This window comes from Luminiphilus sp. nBUS_07 (assembly GCF_051201685.1).
In the GTDB taxonomy this organism is placed as follows: Bacteria; Pseudomonadota; Gammaproteobacteria; order Pseudomonadales; family Halieaceae; genus Luminiphilus.
The window spans coordinates 1,757,277-1,775,510 of sequence record NZ_CP179213.1; the positions used below are offsets into that span (position 1 = coordinate 1,757,277).

Annotated in this window: 14 protein-coding genes; 7 read left to right on the plus strand and 7 right to left on the minus strand. The window is 52.5% G+C overall.

Features of this window, described 5'->3' with window-relative positions:
• The first annotated feature begins 10 nt into the window (after positions 1-10).
• Positions 11-2,287 carry an ATP-dependent Clp protease ATP-binding subunit ClpA gene (gene clpA, locus ACMAZB_RS07805; protein WP_435220052.1) on the plus strand — a complete coding sequence of 759 codons (2,277 nt, stop codon included), beginning with the start codon at positions 11-13 and terminating at the stop codon, positions 2,285-2,287.
• A gap of 162 nt (positions 2,288-2,449) precedes the next feature.
• On the opposite strand, the gene infA is transcribed toward clpA, so the two are convergent.
• The 4 genes from infA to trxB all read right to left on the minus strand — a co-directional run bounded on the left by infA (position 2,450) and on the right by trxB (position 5,224).
• Complete coding sequence (gene infA, locus ACMAZB_RS07810) at positions 2,450-2,668, minus strand: translation initiation factor IF-1 (RefSeq protein ID WP_007233846.1); 219 nt, start codon at positions 2,666-2,668, stop codon at positions 2,450-2,452.
• Positions 2,669-2,734: 66 nt separating this feature from the next.
• A complete protein-coding gene (locus ACMAZB_RS07815) occupies positions 2,735-3,508 on the minus strand; it encodes an arginyltransferase (protein WP_435216320.1) in 774 nt (257 codons plus the stop codon).
• The gene (gene aat, locus ACMAZB_RS07820; RefSeq protein WP_435216322.1) at positions 3,505-4,260 is read right to left on the minus strand and encodes a leucyl/phenylalanyl-tRNA--protein transferase; all 756 of its coding nucleotides are present in this window, start codon (positions 4,258-4,260) and stop codon (positions 3,505-3,507) included. The genes ACMAZB_RS07815 and aat overlap by 4 nt, the downstream gene beginning before the upstream one ends.
• 10 nt (positions 4,261-4,270) lie before the next feature.
• Positions 4,271-5,224, minus strand: coding sequence for a thioredoxin-disulfide reductase (gene trxB, locus ACMAZB_RS07825; protein WP_435216324.1), 954 nt, complete (start codon positions 5,222-5,224; stop codon positions 4,271-4,273).
• Positions 5,225-5,324: 100 nt separating this feature from the next.
• Here trxB and ACMAZB_RS07830 point away from each other — a divergent pair, with 100 nt between their 5' ends.
• The 5 genes from ACMAZB_RS07830 to serS all read left to right on the plus strand — a co-directional run bounded on the left by ACMAZB_RS07830 (position 5,325) and on the right by serS (position 11,383).
• Positions 5,325-7,655, plus strand: coding sequence for a DNA translocase FtsK (locus ACMAZB_RS07830; RefSeq protein WP_435216326.1), 2,331 nt, complete (start codon positions 5,325-5,327; stop codon positions 7,653-7,655).
• Positions 7,656-7,657: 2 nt separating this feature from the next.
• On the plus strand, positions 7,658-8,275 hold the full coding sequence (gene lolA / locus ACMAZB_RS07835; protein ID WP_435216327.1) for an outer membrane lipoprotein chaperone LolA: 618 nt from the start codon (positions 7,658-7,660) through the stop codon (positions 8,273-8,275).
• Between the two features lie 14 nt (positions 8,276-8,289).
• The gene (locus tag ACMAZB_RS07840) at positions 8,290-9,624 is read left to right on the plus strand and encodes a replication-associated recombination protein A (RefSeq protein ID WP_435215912.1); all 1,335 of its coding nucleotides are present in this window, start codon (positions 8,290-8,292) and stop codon (positions 9,622-9,624) included.
• Entirely contained in the window at positions 9,624-10,001 is a 378-nt protein-coding gene (gene crcB / locus ACMAZB_RS07845) for a fluoride efflux transporter CrcB (protein ID WP_435216328.1), read from the plus strand. The genes ACMAZB_RS07840 and crcB overlap by 1 nt, the downstream gene beginning before the upstream one ends.
• A 77-nt stretch (positions 10,002-10,078) precedes the next feature.
• Positions 10,079-11,383: a serine--tRNA ligase gene (serS, locus tag ACMAZB_RS07850; RefSeq protein WP_435216330.1), complete on the plus strand. Its 1,305-nt coding sequence runs from the start codon at positions 10,079-10,081 to the stop codon at positions 11,381-11,383.
• On the opposite strand, the gene ACMAZB_RS07855 is transcribed toward serS, so the two are convergent.
• Both ACMAZB_RS07855 and ACMAZB_RS07860 read right to left on the minus strand, forming a co-directional pair.
• The gene (locus tag ACMAZB_RS07855; protein ID WP_435216332.1) at positions 11,367-13,526 is read right to left on the minus strand and encodes a carboxy terminal-processing peptidase; all 2,160 of its coding nucleotides are present in this window, start codon (positions 13,524-13,526) and stop codon (positions 11,367-11,369) included. The two genes, serS and ACMAZB_RS07855, sit on opposite strands and share 17 nt — an antisense overlap.
• Positions 13,527-13,625: 99 nt before the next feature.
• Positions 13,626-14,855, minus strand: coding sequence for a hypothetical protein (locus tag ACMAZB_RS07860; protein WP_435216334.1), 1,230 nt, complete (start codon positions 14,853-14,855; stop codon positions 13,626-13,628).
• Positions 14,856-15,357: 502 nt separating this feature from the next.
• On the opposite strand from ACMAZB_RS07860, the gene ACMAZB_RS07865 reads away from it, so the two are divergent.
• A complete protein-coding gene (locus ACMAZB_RS07865) occupies positions 15,358-16,626 on the plus strand; it encodes an ADP-ribosylglycohydrolase family protein (protein WP_435216336.1) in 1,269 nt (422 codons plus the stop codon).
• Between the two features lie 263 nt (positions 16,627-16,889).
• On the opposite strand, the gene ACMAZB_RS07870 is transcribed toward ACMAZB_RS07865, so the two are convergent.
• Positions 16,890-18,110: an amidohydrolase family protein gene (locus ACMAZB_RS07870; protein WP_435216338.1), complete on the minus strand. Its 1,221-nt coding sequence runs from the start codon at positions 18,108-18,110 to the stop codon at positions 16,890-16,892.
• Between the last annotated feature and the right edge of the window lie 124 nt (positions 18,111-18,234).

Below are 18,234 nucleotides of genomic sequence, written 5' to 3' on the forward strand. Positions count from 1 at the left end.
GTAAAAGGGTATGTTGAGCAAAGAGCTTGAAACGGTTCTAAATGATGCTTTTCGAACGGCTCGTTCGCGCCGGCACGAGTTCATCACAGTAGAGCATCTGTTACTTTCACTACTCGAGGACGCAGCTTCTTTAACCGTCATGACGGCTTGCAGCGTCGACATTGATGCGTTGCGTGGCGACCTCGTTGAGTTCATAGACTCAACAACACCGCTACTAGGTGACGAAGACGATGGCCGAGACACCCAGCCAACACTTGGCTTTCAGCGAGTATTACAGCGCGCGGTGTTTCACGTTCAAAGCTCAGGAAAAAGCGAAGTCACAGGTGCCAACATCCTGGTAGCTATTTTCTCAGAGCAGGAGTCTCAGGCGGTTTATTTTCTCAAAAGCCAAAACGTATCCCGGCTCGATGTCGTGAATTTTATTACCCACGGGATTGCCAAAGACGAGGAGTCTGAGGGCGGACCCCAAGGGGAGGGTGAGATGGGCGAAGAGGAGCAAGCCGAGACTTCGGAAGCCCCGTTGGACACCTATGCCACAGACCTCAACGAAGAGGCGAAATCGGGGCAAATAGATCCACTGATTGGACGTCTTGCGGAAGTGGAGCGGGTCGCACAGATCTTGGCAAGACGGCGTAAAAACAACCCTCTGCTCGTCGGTGAATCTGGAGTTGGGAAAACTGCGATCGCTGAGGGACTCGCCAAAATGATAGTGGACGGCAATGTTCCGGAGACCTTGCAAGGTGCCGTTGTCTATTCACTTGATTTGGGCGCACTGTTGGCCGGCACTAAGTACCGTGGAGACTTTGAGAAGCGTTTTAAAGGACTCCTGGCCAATCTCAAGGAGCGTGATAACGCCATTTTATTTATCGATGAGATCCATACGATTATCGGTGCGGGAGCTGCGTCGGGTGGCGTGATGGATGCCTCAAACCTGCTCAAGCCATTGTTGAGCTCTGGGAAAATGCGCTGTATCGGGTCAACAACCTTTGCGGAGTACCGCGGTATCTTTGACAAGGACAAGGCGCTGAGTCGGCGTTTTCAAAAGATTGATGTCCTTGAACCCTCCGTGGATGACGCTTACAAAATTTTGAAGGGCCTCAAAAGCCGGTTTGAAGACCATCACGGCCTGCGCTACAGCGATCGTGCGCTGCGCGTTGCCACTGAAATGGCGGCACGCTACATAACCGACCGGTTTTTACCTGATAAAGCAATCGATGTCATTGACGAGGCGGGAGCCTACCAGCAGCTTTTACCTGCGAGTAAACGCAAGAAGGTGATTGGTGCCGGAGACATCGAGTCGGTGGTTGCAAAAATAGCGCGAATTCCACCGAAGACTGTGACCTCCGATGACCGGGACTTACTCGAGAAACTCGAATCTAACCTACAAATGGTTGTGTTTGGACAGGGTAAGGCGGTGACCCAGCTTGTTGCTTCGATCAAGTTGGCTCGAGCAGGACTGCGCTCTGGCGATAAGCCCATAGGCTCCTTTTTATTAGCGGGTCCTACTGGGGTCGGTAAAACTGAGGTAACAAAGCAGTTAGCGCTGCAGCTGGGGTTAGAGCTCACTCGCTTTGATATGTCCGAGTACATGGAGCGGCACACCGTATCGAGGCTCATAGGAGCGCCTCCGGGCTATGTCGGTTTCGATCAGGGCGGCCTGCTCACCGATGCCGTTACCAAGCACCCACATTCAGTCGTGTTGCTTGACGAGGTGGAGAAGGCGCATCCAGAGGTGTTTAACCTACTGCTGCAGGTCATGGACCACGGCACGCTGACCGACAATAATGGACGCAAAGCTGACTTCCGCAACGTTATTTTAGTCATGACCACTAACGCTGGTGCGGAAAATGTGAGCCGACGCTCTATCGGATTTACCCAGCAGGATCACACTACGGATGCCCTCGAGGCTATCAACCGTATGTTTACGCCTGAATTTAGAAACCGCCTTGACGCGATTGTTCCCTTCGAGCCACTCGGCGAAGACGTCATTCTTACCGTTGTCGACAAATTCTTGACCGAACTACAGGGACAGCTCGACGAGAAACGCGTGCAGCTGGGGGTCGACGAGGAGGCTCGCCTGTGGCTCGTTGAGAAGGGGTATGACCGTACGATGGGGGCGAGGCCTATGGCGCGAGTGATTCAGGAGCACATCAAGAAGCCGCTTGCGGACATGGTGTTGTTTGGCGCACTCAACAAAGGCGGAACGGCTGTGGTGACTCTGAAAGATGACCGCAGCGAACTCGAGGTCAGTGTAGAGAGCGAATCAGAGAATCCGGTAGAAGCCTAGGCGTGTAATTAGGTGCGGTAACTTCAAAGCACTGACACGCCCATTGGTTTTACGGGTATTTGGGCGTAGGGCAGTTTGTTTACCGGCACCTGCCCAATGAGCGCTAAAGTCGTGCTTACTGGGCTCTCCGATGGTCTTTTGTCCTACCTGTAGCTTGGTCGATTAACGCTCTCGGTAGGTGATGCGACCCTTAGTCAGGTCGTAGGGCGTGACTTCAACCCGGACTTTATCTCCAGTTAAAATGCGGATGTAGTTTTTACGCATCTTTCCAGAGATGTGGGCGGTGACCACGTGGCCATTTTCAAGGCGCACACGGAATGTGGTGTTAGGGAGGGTGTCGATGATTTCCCCCTCCATTTCAATCTGATCTTCTTTGGCCATTAACGTTGCCATCCCAATTAATATGGCCGGCACTGTACCCGAAAGTCACGCTCTTCAAAAGTGTTGCTAGGTCGGATTATCAACAAAGCGCAGGGGGACGCCTCGGCTTATGTCGTCCTCAGGTGCTGTATCGAGAGAAACCTGCCAATTTCCGCCTCGAAATAGCTCTAAGGGCTGAAATCTTGATTTGTAGCTCATTTTGTCGCAGTTTTTTATGAGATACCCCAGATAAACGTAATCAAGCTGGGCCTTCTGCATAAGATCAATTTGGAACAGCACAGCGTAAGTGCCGAGACTCCTAGCCTCATGCTCGGGATCATAAAACGTATAGATTGCCGACAGGCCATCGAGCATTTGATCCGCAACAATAACGGCAATCAGCTGCTCTTGCTCGTAAAAGCGGAAGTAGCGAGTACAGCCGAGTCCGTTGTTAAGAAACGAACGGTATTGGTCCCGCTCTGGTGGAAACATATCGCCATCGGCGTGCCGGCCTCGGATATAACGCTCATAGAGCGAATAGGCCTCTTCGTCATCGATGGATGTAGCCTCGCGAATCTCAAGATCCTTGTTTCGACGCCATACGCGCTTTTGGCTCTTAGAGCGCTTAAAATCAGAAACTGCAACGCGGGAAGGAATGCAGGCGTTGCACTGGCTGCAATGCGGCCGGTAGAGGTGGTCACCACTACGGCGAAACCCCATGAGAGAAAGCTGGGAATAGAGCGCTTGGGAAAGGGTTTGACGAGGGTCAATAAACAGCGTCGTCGCTTCCTGCTCCATCAAATAACTGCAGGCATGGGGGAAGGTAGTGTAGACACGGATATCACGTAACGAAGCTGTCATTGCGTGAGCCCCAAGTACAGCTGCGTGGTTGACTCAGGTAGCACGTCACTCCACGGCACTCGGTTTACAGATTCCGGCAGAACCCCTCTGATAATATTCCTCACTTGCTCCATGTCTTCATTTATAGCGTTTTCAAGCTGTTCTTCAAAGGCCTCTCGCCTTATGAGCCGAGCACCGAGTGAAGTTAAGTGGCTGCTCTCCACCTGGCAATCAATGAACTTAAAATAACCCATTCTTCCCATATACGCTAAGGTCGCTAAGGCGGTTTTTGAAGCGTCAGTGGCACTAGAAAACATCGACTCACCAAAAAAAGCTTTGCCTATGCTCACGCCATACAATCCGCCAACGAGGGATTCATCAGACCATATTTCGACCGAATGCGCATAGCCAAGGCGGTGTAGCGTTGTGTAGGCATCAATCATCGCCGGGAGAATCCAGGTTCCCTCTTGCGAAGCGCGTGGTGCAGCGCAGGCTCTTATCACTAATGGAAATGCAGCATTTAACGAAACCCGGTATCCGCGCTTTTTTAGGGTCTTGCCGAAGGACTTGGAAACTTTGAATTCGTCGGGTAAGAGTATGGCTCTTGGATCTGGTGCCCACCAAAGAATCGGCTCATTGCTGCTAAACCAAGGAAAAATGCCGCGGCTATAGGCCCGCAGCAGCCGTTCTGGAGATAAATCACCTCCCATAGCGAGAAGGCCGTTCGGTTCTTCAAGGGCCTCATAACTTGCCGGAAAATCAAACTCGGACAAGCGTTTAAGCTCAGCGATTCAAGGCGTCTAAATATTTTTCTGCATCGAGTGCGGCCATGCAGCCGAACCCCGCAGATGTAATTGCCTGGCGGTAGACATGATCAGCAACGTCTCCTGCAGCAAAAACTCCGGGCACATTCGTGTGTGTTGCCTCACCGTTGATACCTGAGTTCACCTGAATATAACCTCCTTCCATCGTTAACTGCTGCTGGAATATGTCCGTATTAGGTTTGTGGCCAATCGCAATGAACACACCCGCAAGCGCCAACTGTTGCTCGCTATCGTCTAGGGTAGAGCGAAGCCGCAAGCCGGTAACGCCAGAGTTGTCACCCAACACTTCGCCCAAAGTTTGATGCCAGTGGATCACAACCTTTCCTTCTTCTGCTCGGGCGAACAAACGATCTTGCAGAATTTTTTCTGAACGTAGAGAGTCACGTCGGTGCACAAGATGGACTCGGCTGCACAAATTGCTGAGGTAGAGCGCCTCTTCAACAGCCGTGTTGCCTCCCCCGACGACCGCGACTTCTTTACCACGATAGAAGAATCCATCACAGGTGGCGCAGGCACTGACGCCACGCCCCATAAAAGCCTCTTCGCTGGGTAGCCCAAGGTATTGTGCAGACGCTCCCGTGGCAATGATCAGTGCATCGCAGCTGTAATCTTGGCTACCGCCGAGACGGAAAGGGCGGCTGCTCAGGTCTACCTTTTCGATATGATCGAAAATAATTGAGGCATCTAGACGTTCGACGTGCGCCTGCATCTCGGCCATCAATTGGGGCCCTTGGAGGTCAGAAGCGCCGCCCGGCCAATTCTCAACTTCGGTTGTCGTCGTAAGTTGACCACCTTGTTGAATTCCAGTGATGACAACGGGATTGAGGTTGGCCCTGGCGGCGTAAACGGCTGCGGTATAGCCCGCAGGCCCAGAACCCAAAATGATGAGGCGATGGTGTTGTGGCTGGCTCATAAAATTAACACTTAGCTGTATGGATCGAAGATGGATCATCACGGTAAAGTGACTCCGCGCCATGTTAACATCTCATTTTCGATAAAAGGATGCTGATTCGTTGTCAGCCACACGAAAATCTTCAAAATCCGTACAGGATCTCACTCCCGCATCCCGAGGGCCAAAAGACGCGCTCTTTATTGCCATTGGAGCCGCCTGTCTGCTGGTTCTGCTGGCGTTGGTGAGTCACAGTAGTAATGATCCCGGGTGGTCATCTAGCGGCGGTGGTGATGTCCAGAATCTGGCGGGCATTACCGGCGCATTTCTCAGCGATGTTCTCTTTTCTTTACTGGGTTACGGTGCTTTTTTAATTCCTGGCTTATTGGGCTATCAAGCCGTTCGCTTTTTGCTCGTCAGGGAAGCGCGCAGTCCCACTGACTGGACGGTTTTTGGTTTGCGCGCTCTTGGACTCATTTTGGTGGTCTTAGCTGCAACGTCCCTGGCCGCGCTGAACGACAGTGGCACCGCGGACCTGCCACAAGGCGCTGGAGGCATATTAGGGGCGAGCATAGGTGCTGGCTTCGATACAGCCTTTAGTTCAGTAGGTGCTCGGCTGCTACTGCTAGCAATGTTTTTTCTTGGAATCACTATTTTCGCTGACATTAGCTGGCTGAAGGTGATTGACGAACTGGGGCGCAGACTCATTGAGGGCTGTGAAACCGGTTGGAATTGGCTATTGCAAACTAGGGACAGGCTGTTAGAGCGGCGTGAGCGCGAAAAGCAGCAGGTTGAGCGTAAGGCTGTCATTGAAGACTACGTGGCACAAAAGAAAAAAAATCCACCAAAAATAAAGCCCCCAGAACCTCGGCCGGCCCCCAGTCAGCGCATTGAAAAAGAGCGCCAAAAGCCTTTGTTCGATACCCCGGTTACCGGAGAAGTGCCGCCTCTCGACCTCCTCGACGTCGCTCCGGAAATGGGCCACCGCGGCTATTCCAAAGAGGAGCTGGAATCTCTGTCGAAGTTGCTGGAACTCAAGCTTTTGGACTTTGGTGTCAGTGCCGAGGTGACGGCGGTATATCCTGGTCCAGTTGTTACGCGGTTTGAGATTCAACCCGCTGCCGGGGTGAAGGTTTCTCGAATTTCTAATTTGGCGAAAGACTTGGCACGCTCCCTCGCCGTCATTTCCGTGCGGGTGGTAGAGGTTATTCCTGGGAAGAGTGTCGTAGGTATAGAAATCCCGAATGCTGACCGGCAAACGGTGAATTTCAAGGAGGTGCTGGCCTCACAAACCTTTGACGAATCGAAGTCAAATTTAACCCTAGCCCTGGGCCACGATATTGCCGGCGCGCCAGTCGTCGCTGATCTTGGGAAAATGCCGCACCTGTTAGTTGCAGGGACAACCGGTTCCGGAAAGTCCGTGGGTGTGAACTGTATGCTTGTTAGCCTGCTTTTCAAAAGTAGTCCTGAGCAGGTTCGGATGATTCTAATCGACCCAAAAATGCTGGAACTGTCAGTCTATGATGGCATTCCCCATCTCCTGACGCCGGTAATTACCGACATGAAAGATGCCGCCAATGGGCTGCGCTGGTGTGTGGCAGAGATGGAGCGACGCTACAAGCTTATGTCGCTTTTGGGAGTGCGTAATCTAGCGGGATACAATCGTAAAGTCAGCGATGCCATCGCCGCGGGATCCCCTCTTGAAGATCCCGTATGGGTTCCAGATCAGTTATCCATGATACCGGTGGAGGAACAGGTTCAGCCGACCCTGGAGCCTTTGCCCAGTATTGTTGTGGTCATCGACGAATTTGCAGACATGATGATGATTGTGGGTAAAAAGGTCGAAGAGCTGATTGCACGCATTGCGCAAAAGGCCCGCGCAGCAGGCATCCATCTTATCCTCGCAACTCAACGCCCATCGGTTGATGTCATAACAGGTCTTATTAAGGCTAATATCCCCACTCGCATCGGCTTTGCCGTAAGCTCGAAGGTCGATTCTCGAACAATCCTCGACCAAGGTGGCGCTGAGCAGCTACTGGGTAACGGCGACATGCTTTATCTTCCCGCGGGCTCAAGCGTACCCGTTCGCGTCCACGGTGCATTTTGTTCTGATGACGAAGTGCACCGAGTTGTTGCCGACTGGAAAAGGCGTGGGGAACCGCAGTTTATCGAAGGGCTGCTGGATGAGGGGGGACAGACCCCGGTGACCGCAGGAGAACTGCAGTCTGCTGCCTCTGACGATGACAATCCCGAAGCCGACGCCCTCTATGACGAGGCGGTGCATTATGTCACTAAGAGCAGGCGGGCCTCGATTTCCAGCGTGCAGCGTAAACTCCGAATTGGCTATAACCGTGCTGCCCGCCTTATCGAGAGTATGGAGCAGACCGGTGTGGTATCGACCATGGGCACCAACGGACAGCGGGAGGTTCTCGCGCCACCTCCGGTAGAGGACTGAACATGACACCTTTGGTGGGCGCTAAGTGGCGGTGGTGGGTTATTGCATTGTTGTGCCTCTGGCTTTTGATTGGGCTGGTTAAAGACGTCAAAGCAGAGGGATTGCTCGGTGGCATCGAATCATTAGAAGGAAGTTTCCGTCAGGAAATCTTTGACAAAAATGGCTTAGTGACTGCGCAAAGCAGCGGTGTTTTTGCTCTCCTGCGCCCACACTTTTTTTTATGGCAAATCACTGCCCCCGGCAGACAGCTGTTAATCAGCGATGGGGAGTTCTTCTGGCAATACGACGAGGATCTCGAGACGGTGATCAGACGACCGTTAGAAGCCCAGCTTAACTCGCCGTTAGCGGTACTACTCGCTGAAGAATCGGTGCTTGAACAACACTACACACTGACACGCAGGCCACAGGAGTTGAGGCTAGAGCCCCTTGAACCGAATCCAGTATTTACGTCGATGAGTGTGACGTTGGAGGAGGGCACGCCTACTGCGGTGAGCGTGACGGATAAATTAGACCAACGCATTGATTTCACCCTGGTCTCGGACGGTACCAATAGGTTAACCGCCGAAGATTTTTTGTTCACGCCACCGGCTGAGATTGCTGTCACTATCGTAGAGCCCTAGCGGAGGGGTAGGCATTGTCGACAACACAAAACACTTTGTTCGGCGAGCCGGAGGTCAACCAAGCTCCCCTTGCCTCAAGGTTGCGCCCTAGCAGCCTGAGTGGTTTTGTCGGTCAGGACCACATCTTGGGCCCAGAGGCGCCGCTTGGGATGGCAATGAGCGCGGGAAATCTGCACTCATTTTTATTGTGGGGCCCCCCTGGGGTGGGAAAGACGACTCTGGCTCGACTTTGTGCGGGAGCCACAAAAGCGCAGTTTTATCCGATATCAGCCGTGTTAGCTGGCGTCAAAGACATCAGAGCAGTCATTGACTCTGCTCGAGTTGGATTGTCACAAGGGTTACAGACCGTGCTGTTTGTCGATGAGGTTCACCGCTTCAATAAGGCGCAACAGGATGCGTTTCTGCCTCACGTAGAGGATGGCACTATCACGTTCATTGGTGCGACGACTGAAAACCCTTCTTTTGAGGTGAATGCAGCACTACTTTCAAGGGTACGGGTATACCGGTTAAGGCCACTGGAACAGCACCATATCGTGACGATTCTACAGCGAGCTTTGGCATCTGAGCTCACCGAAGTTCAGGCTGAGACTGAAATATTGGAGAGCCTTGCCGCACAAGCTGACGGTGACGCCAGACGTGCGTTAGGGCAGCTCGAGGTTGCTGCCGATTTGGCCGGTATCGAGCAAGGGCGAAAAATCATTAATCAAAAGGTGTTGGAGGAGCTAGGGCAGGGCAGCCCGCGACGCTTTGATAAAGGCGGTGATGCGTTTTACGATCAGATCAGTGCACTGCATAAGAGCGTGCGTGGCTCAGATCCTGATGCCAGCCTCTACTGGTTTGTGCGCATGCTTGACGGTGGCTGCGACCCCCTCTACATCGCAAGAAGAGTGGTACGTATGGCCAGTGAGGATATCGGTAATGCTGATCCCAGAGCGTTAGAAATTGCGCTAAACGCCTGGCAGATTCAGGAGCGTCTAGGAAGTCCCGAGGGTGAATTAACGTTAGCCCAAGCTATCATCTACCTCGCCTGTGCCGCTAAGAGTAACGCCGTCTATTCGGCTTTCAATGAGGCCAAACGTCTGGTTGAGACACAGGGCAGTTTGGAAGTCCCGATACATCTGCGGAATGCGCCTTCAGCCTTGATGCGTGAGCAAGGCTTCGGGAAGGCGTATCGTTACGCTCACAGCGAGCCGGAAGGCTACGCGGCCAATGAAAATTACTTTCCGGAAGAAATGCAGCCGGTCCAGTTCTATCAGCCTACCGATCGCGGTCTAGAAGGGCGTATCCGAGAAAAGTTGCAGCATCTTCGCGCCTTAGATCAGCTGGCAAAAGAAAAGGTCGACCCCTAATGAGCGCTTTACTTTGGGTCGCACTTGGCGGGAGTTTGGGTGCGGTAGCACGGTATGGGGCCGGCCAGCTAATACGGTCCACGTTACCGTATATCAGTTGGCCCGTAGCGACCCTGACCGTCAACGTACTGGGCTCACTGGGTATCGGTATTATTTTTATTCTTTTAGAACGCCACCATGTCCATGATGCCGCTCGATTGGTGCTGTTGGTGGGTTTTCTTGGCGGTTTCACCACCTTTTCAACGTTCTCACTGGAGTTACTGCTTATGATGGAGCGCGGCGATTGGGCGCTCGCAATGGGCTATGCATTCGTTAGCCTTGTTAGCTGTTTTGCAGGCGTCTATCTTGGGGCGCAGTTGGCCCGGAGTTTCGGGTGAAACCCGGCAAAAAATTGATGAACAGGGTATGATGCCGCCGCAAAATTACCCGCTACCGTCTCCGAGGAGTCACCACAATGCTTGACATTAAAGTCGTTCGCGAAGATCCGACGGCTATTGCTGCGGCACTCAAACTTAAGGGTTATGAGTTTCCCGTCGAGGATTTTCTTGAGCTCGATGCGCGTCGTAAGCAGGCAGACATTCGTGCCCAAAATTTACTGGCCGATAGAAAATCCGCCTCAAAGAAAATTGGTGAACTGGTTGGGCAGGGGCGCAGTGTTGATGAGGCAAAGGCGGAGGTGGCCGGGCTTCTAGAAAAAATCAGTGGCGATATAACCGCGGCTACGGAGGAGGCTAGGCAAGCGCAGGAAGCTTTGCAGGCCATGTTACTGGCCACGCCAAACGTACCCGATGCCCGCGTTCCTGCAGGAGCAACAGAGGAAGATAATCATGAGGTGCTCACTTGGGGCGAGCCGAAAACTTTTGATTTTAAGCCTTTAGATCACGTCGATATTGGTGAATTATCGGGGCAACTCGATGCCGCAACGGCAGGCAAAATCACAGGATCACGCTTTTCAGTTATGAGCGGCGCGATAGCCCGTCTGCATCGCGCATTAGTGCAGTTCATGCTGAACGAGCACACCGCAGTCAATGGTTATACCGAAGTTTACGTGCCTTATATGGTGAATCGCGAGTCACTGGTCGGCACCGGTCAGCTGCCAAAATTCGAAGAGGACTTATTCCGAATTCAGGGCGATCAGGACTACTACCTGATTCCGACGGCAGAGGTTCCTGTGACCAACATTGCCCGGGATCGTATTTTCGAAGATCAAGAGTTTGGTGAGCTTGGAATAAGGTATGTTGCTCACACGCCTTGTTTTAGGAGTGAGGCGGGCAGCTATGGCCGCGACACACGGGGGCTGATACGGCAACACCAATTTGAAAAGGTTGAGCTGGTGCAACTTGTTCGCCCGACCCAATCCGACGAGGCTCTTGAATCCTTAACTGCACATGCGGAACATATTTTGCAGTTGCTCATGCTGCCTTACCGCAAAGTCATTCTTTGCGGCGGTGACCTCGGTTTTGGTGCACAGCTTACCTACGATTTAGAGGTATGGCTCCCTGGGCAGGATGCCTATCGAGAAATATCTAGTTGCTCAAATTACGGCGCTTATCAAGCGCGGCGAATGCAGGCCCGATGGCGCAACCCCGCCACTGGAAAGCCCGAGCCTTTGCATACAATCAATGGTTCAGGCTTAGCGGTGGGGCGCACGCTGGTAGCCATTCTCGAGAATTATCAAGAGGCTGGGGGAGATGTCGTCATTCCCGAGGTCTTGCGTCCCTACATGCAAGGTCTAGAGCGAATTAGCGCTGGGCAGTAACGGGCGGTGTCACCTTTGACGGCCCTGTAAGAGCCAGAGTGTCGGCAAGAATGCGGCCCGCCTCTATGAGCAGCACGTCAGAGGGTTCTTCCTCGGCGTCCTCTGCTCCCGTTAAATCTTCTATTACGGCGCCAGGTGCATTGGTCTCGTTACCCTCATCTACGGCCACAATGCCATCCTCCGAGTCTTCGGTCGTTTCGTCGCCCTCGTCTTCACGAAGACTTTCCAGCGGCTCTAGCCCTTGCGCCTGTCGACGTTTATTTTCAATTTCAAGGGCCTTTTGCTCTTGAGAATCGCGAAGCGCCACACGCTCTTCTTCGTTGAGCGGCAAGGATTTTAGACCGCGAGTTTCTGTAGCCATTAACACCTGGTCTATCAGGTAAATGTAGTCGGGATCTTTCTCGATTCTACTTTTATGCCGCTCGTTGAGTGTCGGCAACAGTGACGAAAAATAGCTGTACTCGCGATGCCTGACCGGGGAAATTTGATCCCAATCGAGGGCATTATCAAGTGCGCTCTCACCAATCTCGCTGGGATCGAAAAGTGAGGGAAAGTCAATGTCCGGTACAACGCCTCTATGCTGGGTTGAATCGCCGGAAATGCGATAAAACTTGCTCTCGGTGACCTTGAGCTGTCCTTCAGGCATGCCCAGCAATGTTTGCACAGTGCCTTTGCCGAAGGAGCGATCGCCCAGAACAATACCTCGCCCATAATCTTGTATTGCTCCCGCGAAAATTTCTGACGCAGAAGCGCTTAACCGATTGATTAATACCGCTACCGGACCCTGATAGTAGGCGGAGCGCCGCCGCTTTCCATCCCGCCATACTTTTCGTTCGGCACTGCGGATTTGAACGGTGGGCCCGTACTCGATAAACAGCCCGGTTAGGTCATTGGCCTCTTGCAATGACCCTCCACCGTTATTTCGTAAATCAATGACCAATGCTTCAGCGCCTTGAGCTTGCAGCTCCTCAATCAGTTTTTTAACGTCCCGAGTCGTCGACTTGTAATCCTCATCACCTCGTCTAAGGGCTGCAAAATCAATATAAAAGGCGGGTATTTCGATAACACCGACTTTCCGGGTGACGCCATCAGCGTCATCAAGTTCTAACAGCTCACTCTGAGCCGCTTGCTCTTCTAATTTCACTTTATTTCGCTCAATCGCTACCACCTGGCGCTGATCTGTTTTGCCTTTGCCGGGGATTACCTCAAGTCTAACCGTTGTCTCTCGGGGGCCCCGAATCAGATCCACCACTTCATCTAAGCGCCAACCCACCACGTCTTCAATAGGGCCCTCAACGCCTTGTCCAACGCCAATGATGAGATCTGAGGGCGACAGGTCACCTTGTTTATCGGCCGGCCCTGCGGGAACTAATCGAACGACTTTGGTGTATTCATCATCGACCTGCAGAACTGCGCCAATTCCATCAAAAGACAAACTCATGTTGATATCAAAATTTTCGGCGCGTCTCGGGGAAAAATACGAGGTGTGAGGGTCGTACAGCTCAGTTAGTGCGTTAGCGTAGATCGCAAACACATCACGCTCGTTGTACTGCTCAAGTCGGTTAAGCTGATTGCGGTAACGTTTTGTCAGTGTAGGGGCTATTTCATCTACAGATTTGTCTGCAAGCTTTAGGCTCAGGGCCTGATTTTTTAATCGCTTGCGCCAGCGATCGTCAAGCTCAGTAGAAGATGCAGCCCACGCGACGTCATCGCCATCTATCGGCAGGTATTCTGAAACGCTGTAGTCGAACTCCGGCACGGTGGCAGGGAGCTCTACTAATATGGCCTCAAGGCGCGCTTTCAGATGAGTTTGATATTGGGTAAAGATGGTAAAAGCCGGGACAAGGTTTCCCTCTCGCCCCGCATCGTCAAGCGTTGTTCGGTAGACCTGAAAGCTGTTGACGTCGTCAAGCGTAAAAAACATTTTCTGTGGATCTAGGGTATCTATGTAGGCGTCCAGATGCGCTGCTGACAGCGCGTCATCGTAATTCTTGCCTTCATAGTGTCGGTTTTGCAGAGCGTTGATCATCTCCCCCAATGTTTCTCCCTGAATAGCCTCAGGAGCTAGTGCCCAAGTTCGGTAAGCACAGAAAAGTCCAGCGAGAACCAGCCAGCGAAGGCGAGTAGGTATTGTTAGGAACATGGCGTATTTAATCCGACGTCAATAAAGTGAGTTAATAAGCTATACGTGCCAAACGGGGCGACCCGATGACGTCATTTTCGGCCCATACCACCCGTTATATCAGAATGGATGGCCAAACCTCAGGTAGACCGCCGAGTTGTCACCGGATCCTTTTGCAGCTTCCATGCGCATGACGACTCCAGACTCAGGCTTTACTAGCCAACTGACTCCTGCACCAATGCCTGGATAAAGCTCATCGCTACAGCTTTGGGAGGTGGCGTTTGACCCTATACCGTCACCAAATAAGCAGCCTATGCCGCCGAACACGACAACACCCCAGCGTTGAGAGATAGGCATCCGTAAATCAAATTGGCCTCCAACAGAATTCTCCCCTAAATAATTTCCCCGGGTGTAGCCCGGCACAATCACCGATGAGTAACCCGAGACGGGCGCGTCGTGGGTGAGTCGTGTGTAGGCTTGCACAGCCAGCACCGTTTCCGGGGCCTGGTCTCCAGTAAACCAATGCCCAAGAGAACTGTAGTGATTGAAATTTCCGCGCAGCACATCAAAATCGCCATTACTGTCTATGAGTGAATCTTCTGGCAGAAGTTCCTCAAGCAGGTCACCATTGTCGAGGTCTGGCTGATCGTCACTGCTGCTATACCGTGTGCCGTCGACAACCAGGTGGCTACCCGAGGTGGGGTTACGCACATGGTTGCGCCCATCCCTTTCTACGACAAAGCCTAGCCCTGCCGCATTGAACCCCATTAAACCGACTTGATTATTGACGACCTCCTCGGGCGCTGGAATACCAATCACATAGTTTGTGCGTACAAGCTGGCCACCGAAAAACCAATCGCCTACAACCCTGTAACGGTAGCGCATAAATAGTGATTTCAAGTCATCGTTAGTTTCAACGGTTTGACCACTGCCCAAAAAATCGTCGTACTCGTTGTTGATATCACCGTATGCCGCACCAGCAGTTAGCCGGTGATGATCGGCACCCCAGTATAGGTCGGTAAACATTGCACTGACCAAAGAATCAGTATTTGAATAGGACAGCGTTGCGCCTGACAGGGATATCGGAGATGCCTCGTCGAAGCGATGCAGGTAGGCGGCAATAGCGCCAAGATTTCTTCCTAATTTTGGGTCGACACTGAAGGTTGGTGTCAGCAGCCAAGGGCTATCGCGTTGAGGTGGTGCTGAATCATTGGTGGATGGCTCCAGAGCTTCCCCATCACCGGCAACCGATTCTTCTGCAGCGGCTGATGCCACAGCGGTTACGACAAGCCACACCAAAAGGCTGAAGAAGAGACCGGGATTGGTACAACATGAAAAGATTTTACGCACAGTGCTTAGCCTCTTTGGCCGTAGTGGGGTGTCGGCATTTTACGCAGAAGAGGGTAGGGGTGAGGCTGTTCGGACAAAAAAAACACAGCGATCGTCGCTTTTTGATCAACAGCGGTACGAATAGAAAATAAAGGGGAACAGGTAGCTAGCGCGTGGTTTCACGCGGCTGCACTTCAGCACCACCGTCAAGGCGAACTCATTCGCGGTTTAAGCCATCGTTCTTAGCGATAGAACTTACAGGGGCGCGATTTCTGCTGACGTGTCGAGTCGGCATAGGTATGTACGCTGTTTTTCAGCTTTGGCTAGTCCAGTTCTGGCAGCATATTGTGCCGCTTTGTGTGAGTGGATCCAGGCCCAATCGTGTGACTTCAGATATTCAGGAGCACCAAATTTTCCGCCATTGGCACTGTATCCCTCGCACTGCAAACGGCGCTCTCGGGCAATGTGCGCTAGGATGACTTGCGTTACGCAGCGCCACCAATGATGACTTTAAGAGGATGCCATGCAACAAATTCGCCGTGTTTTAGCCTTGTACCTGTTACTGCAGACGGGCTTTGCTACGGCACAAGCAACTCAGACATCAGAGGCTATTGACCGCGCCGATTACGCACGAAAATTACATGGGTTTTGGCTGGGTCAGTCAATTGCCAATTGGACTGGCCTGATCACTGAAATGGACCGTGTGGAACCCCCTTTCTACAGCGATGAGGACTGGGGAAGCACTGATCAGCCGAACATTTGGGGGGCTTTTGTTAATCACAGCAGTCGTATTGATTTTTATCTGCCTGAGTTGGATCGTGTCTGGGGGTCTGATGACGATACCGATATCGAATATATGTATTGGCAACTGGCCGAGGCCTCGGGCAGTCCTGAACTAACCGCAGAGCAAATACGCGAAGGTTGGCTGAGGCACATATACAGCAACGAAAATGCCCCCATATCGCCCACTGAGTTCAGGCGAGAGAATTACCTTTGGGTCTCTAACGAGCGCGCATTTTACTTGATGCGAGATAAAGGGCTGCTGCCGCCGGCGACAAGCGCCCCTTCAAACAACCCAGACTTCGCAATGATAGATGCGCAGCTCACAACAGAATCTTTTGGGCTCATGGCACCCGGTCGACCACAGACCGCGCTGAATTTAGCGGCGTTACCCATTGCTGTTACCGCCAGTGGTGAGGCCGCGGCGATTGCGCGTTTTTATGTGGTAATGCATGCCGCAGCAGCAAATCTCAACGACAAAGAGAATTTGGCAACGCAACTGCAAGCGATCGCAGCTTTGGCAGCAGAGCAGTTACCCGTATCGGGCTACGCACGAGACATGTATGAATTTGTATTAGAAGCTTACACAACGAATCCCGATAAAAACGACTGGGAGCAAACACGCCATGCGATTTACCAGCGTTATCAAATCAATGGCGAAGGGGGATACCAATACAGCAGACCGTTTGATGCGGGCATTAATTTCGCGGCCAGTCTGATCAGTTTGTTTTACGGGGAGGGTGACTTTCGCCGAACGGTGCAAATAGCATCCCTAGCCGGCTGGGATAGTGATAACCCCGCCGCTACATGGGGCGGCTTGCTGGGATTCATTCTGGGCAAGGATGGCATTGAACGCACGTTTCAACGTCGCTTTTCAGAGGCCTATTGGATTCATAGAACGCGTAAAGCGTTCCCAGACCATACGCCGGGTTTAGCCGGGGAGGATACCTTTTCACAAATGGCACAGCGCGGTGTAGACGTGGTTGAAAAGGTTTTAACTGCCGAGGAATAACCACCGAAAAAGCCGCAAGCCGTTTGCACTAACGCATCGTCGGTAGTCGTCGCTGTGCTGTGAACAGCGCAGGCTGGAACCGCAGCCCAAGACGTTCCTGAGCATTCCCTCGGGTGGCGCCACCTGATTTTTTGACCCGCGCTGCACTGCCAAAATTAGACAGAAGCCGCTCGTATTTTGATGCCCAGATATCAGTCAAGGGGAGGGCGGTTTGCAATCGAGAGTCGATTTAAAAGGGCTCAAGTGCGATAGGCAGGTGAAAATCAGACCTGCCACAACCCGGGAAACAGCCTCAGAGCATTGTCTCGCAGTATTTTCTGTCGCAGCGTTCTTCGGCTTGATAACTCAGTGGTCAGTAGCACTTTCGCCAGAGAAGCGCCGAGGTGATAAAAGGGCCAATCGGTGCCGAATAACAATCGATCGCTATCTGTGCTTTGAATCATGGTTTCAAGCATGGTGAGGCTTTGGCCGTGAATGCCCAGCCATGCATTGTCGTACCGTCTAGCCAGAGCAATCATGGCCTCGCTATCCCTAGCACCTGCGTGGCCCAGTATAAATTGAAGATCAGGGTATTCAGCGAGAGCGGCTTCGTAATGCCTGGGCATGGCAAAACGATGTGACGACTCAGGTTCAATTCCGGCTCTGCCACCATGGAAAAAGACCACAAGCCCTAGAGCCTGAGCCTCAGCGTACAGCTCCATTAATGCCGGCGCATCGGGATAAAAGCGCTGCACGGTAGGGTGCAATTTAATGATGCGGCCGCCACGGGCCGCGGCCTGGCGCATTTCAGAAATGGCATCTGGATCACCGGGATAAACGGAAAGTCCAACATGTAACTGCGGGTCTGCTGCCCCTGCGCTGACCGCGTTGCACCAATCTTGCTCCAGCTGGTCGCCAAAAGGGATTCCCAGTTTGATGGGTAGCAACATGGCTTGCTGTACTCGCATCGAATCCATTTCACGCAGCAAATTAGGAATGGTCTGGGTTTTTGCGAACTGGCTGCCCCAAACACCCTGAGCGACGGTAGTCATCGTAAGATCGTCGAGAGCTTGGTCAGAAAAATTGCCGTTAATGTAAATGTCGAGGTCGAGGGGGCAACCGGGGTTTGTAGCGTCACAATCCAGCAAATGTTTCACACGGGGAGTTTCTGCGAGTAAATCAAGGTTCGGGCGAAACAACACGGACATCCCTAAGTGGCAGTGAACGTCTATAGAGTAGGGAACATCTTCGTCGGTGCACTGCAGATTCCCGTGGTTATCAAGATCGAACCATGGCAGCTCAGCTAGACCTCTATACCCGGCATAAAGTTGCCGCCCGTAAGGGCCTTGGCCTTTGGTTTTGGCCTCAAGGTCTCTTTGTTTCGCGAGTAACGCGATATCAGCTTCCGTGTATCGGCCTGCCGGGACAGAATCGCAGCCACCCAAGCTCAGACCAAGGGCCGCAGCGCCGCCGCCCACAAGAAATTGTCTTCGATATGTGTCCATAGCAATACCTTCAGTCAATGATGAGGGGCTGCCACGGGCAACAGCACAGCCTGCAAGTTATCACGAACTGATTACGCCAGGCCCCAGAGTGTGTGTAGCCATATAGTAGAAGCCCCATAGGTTC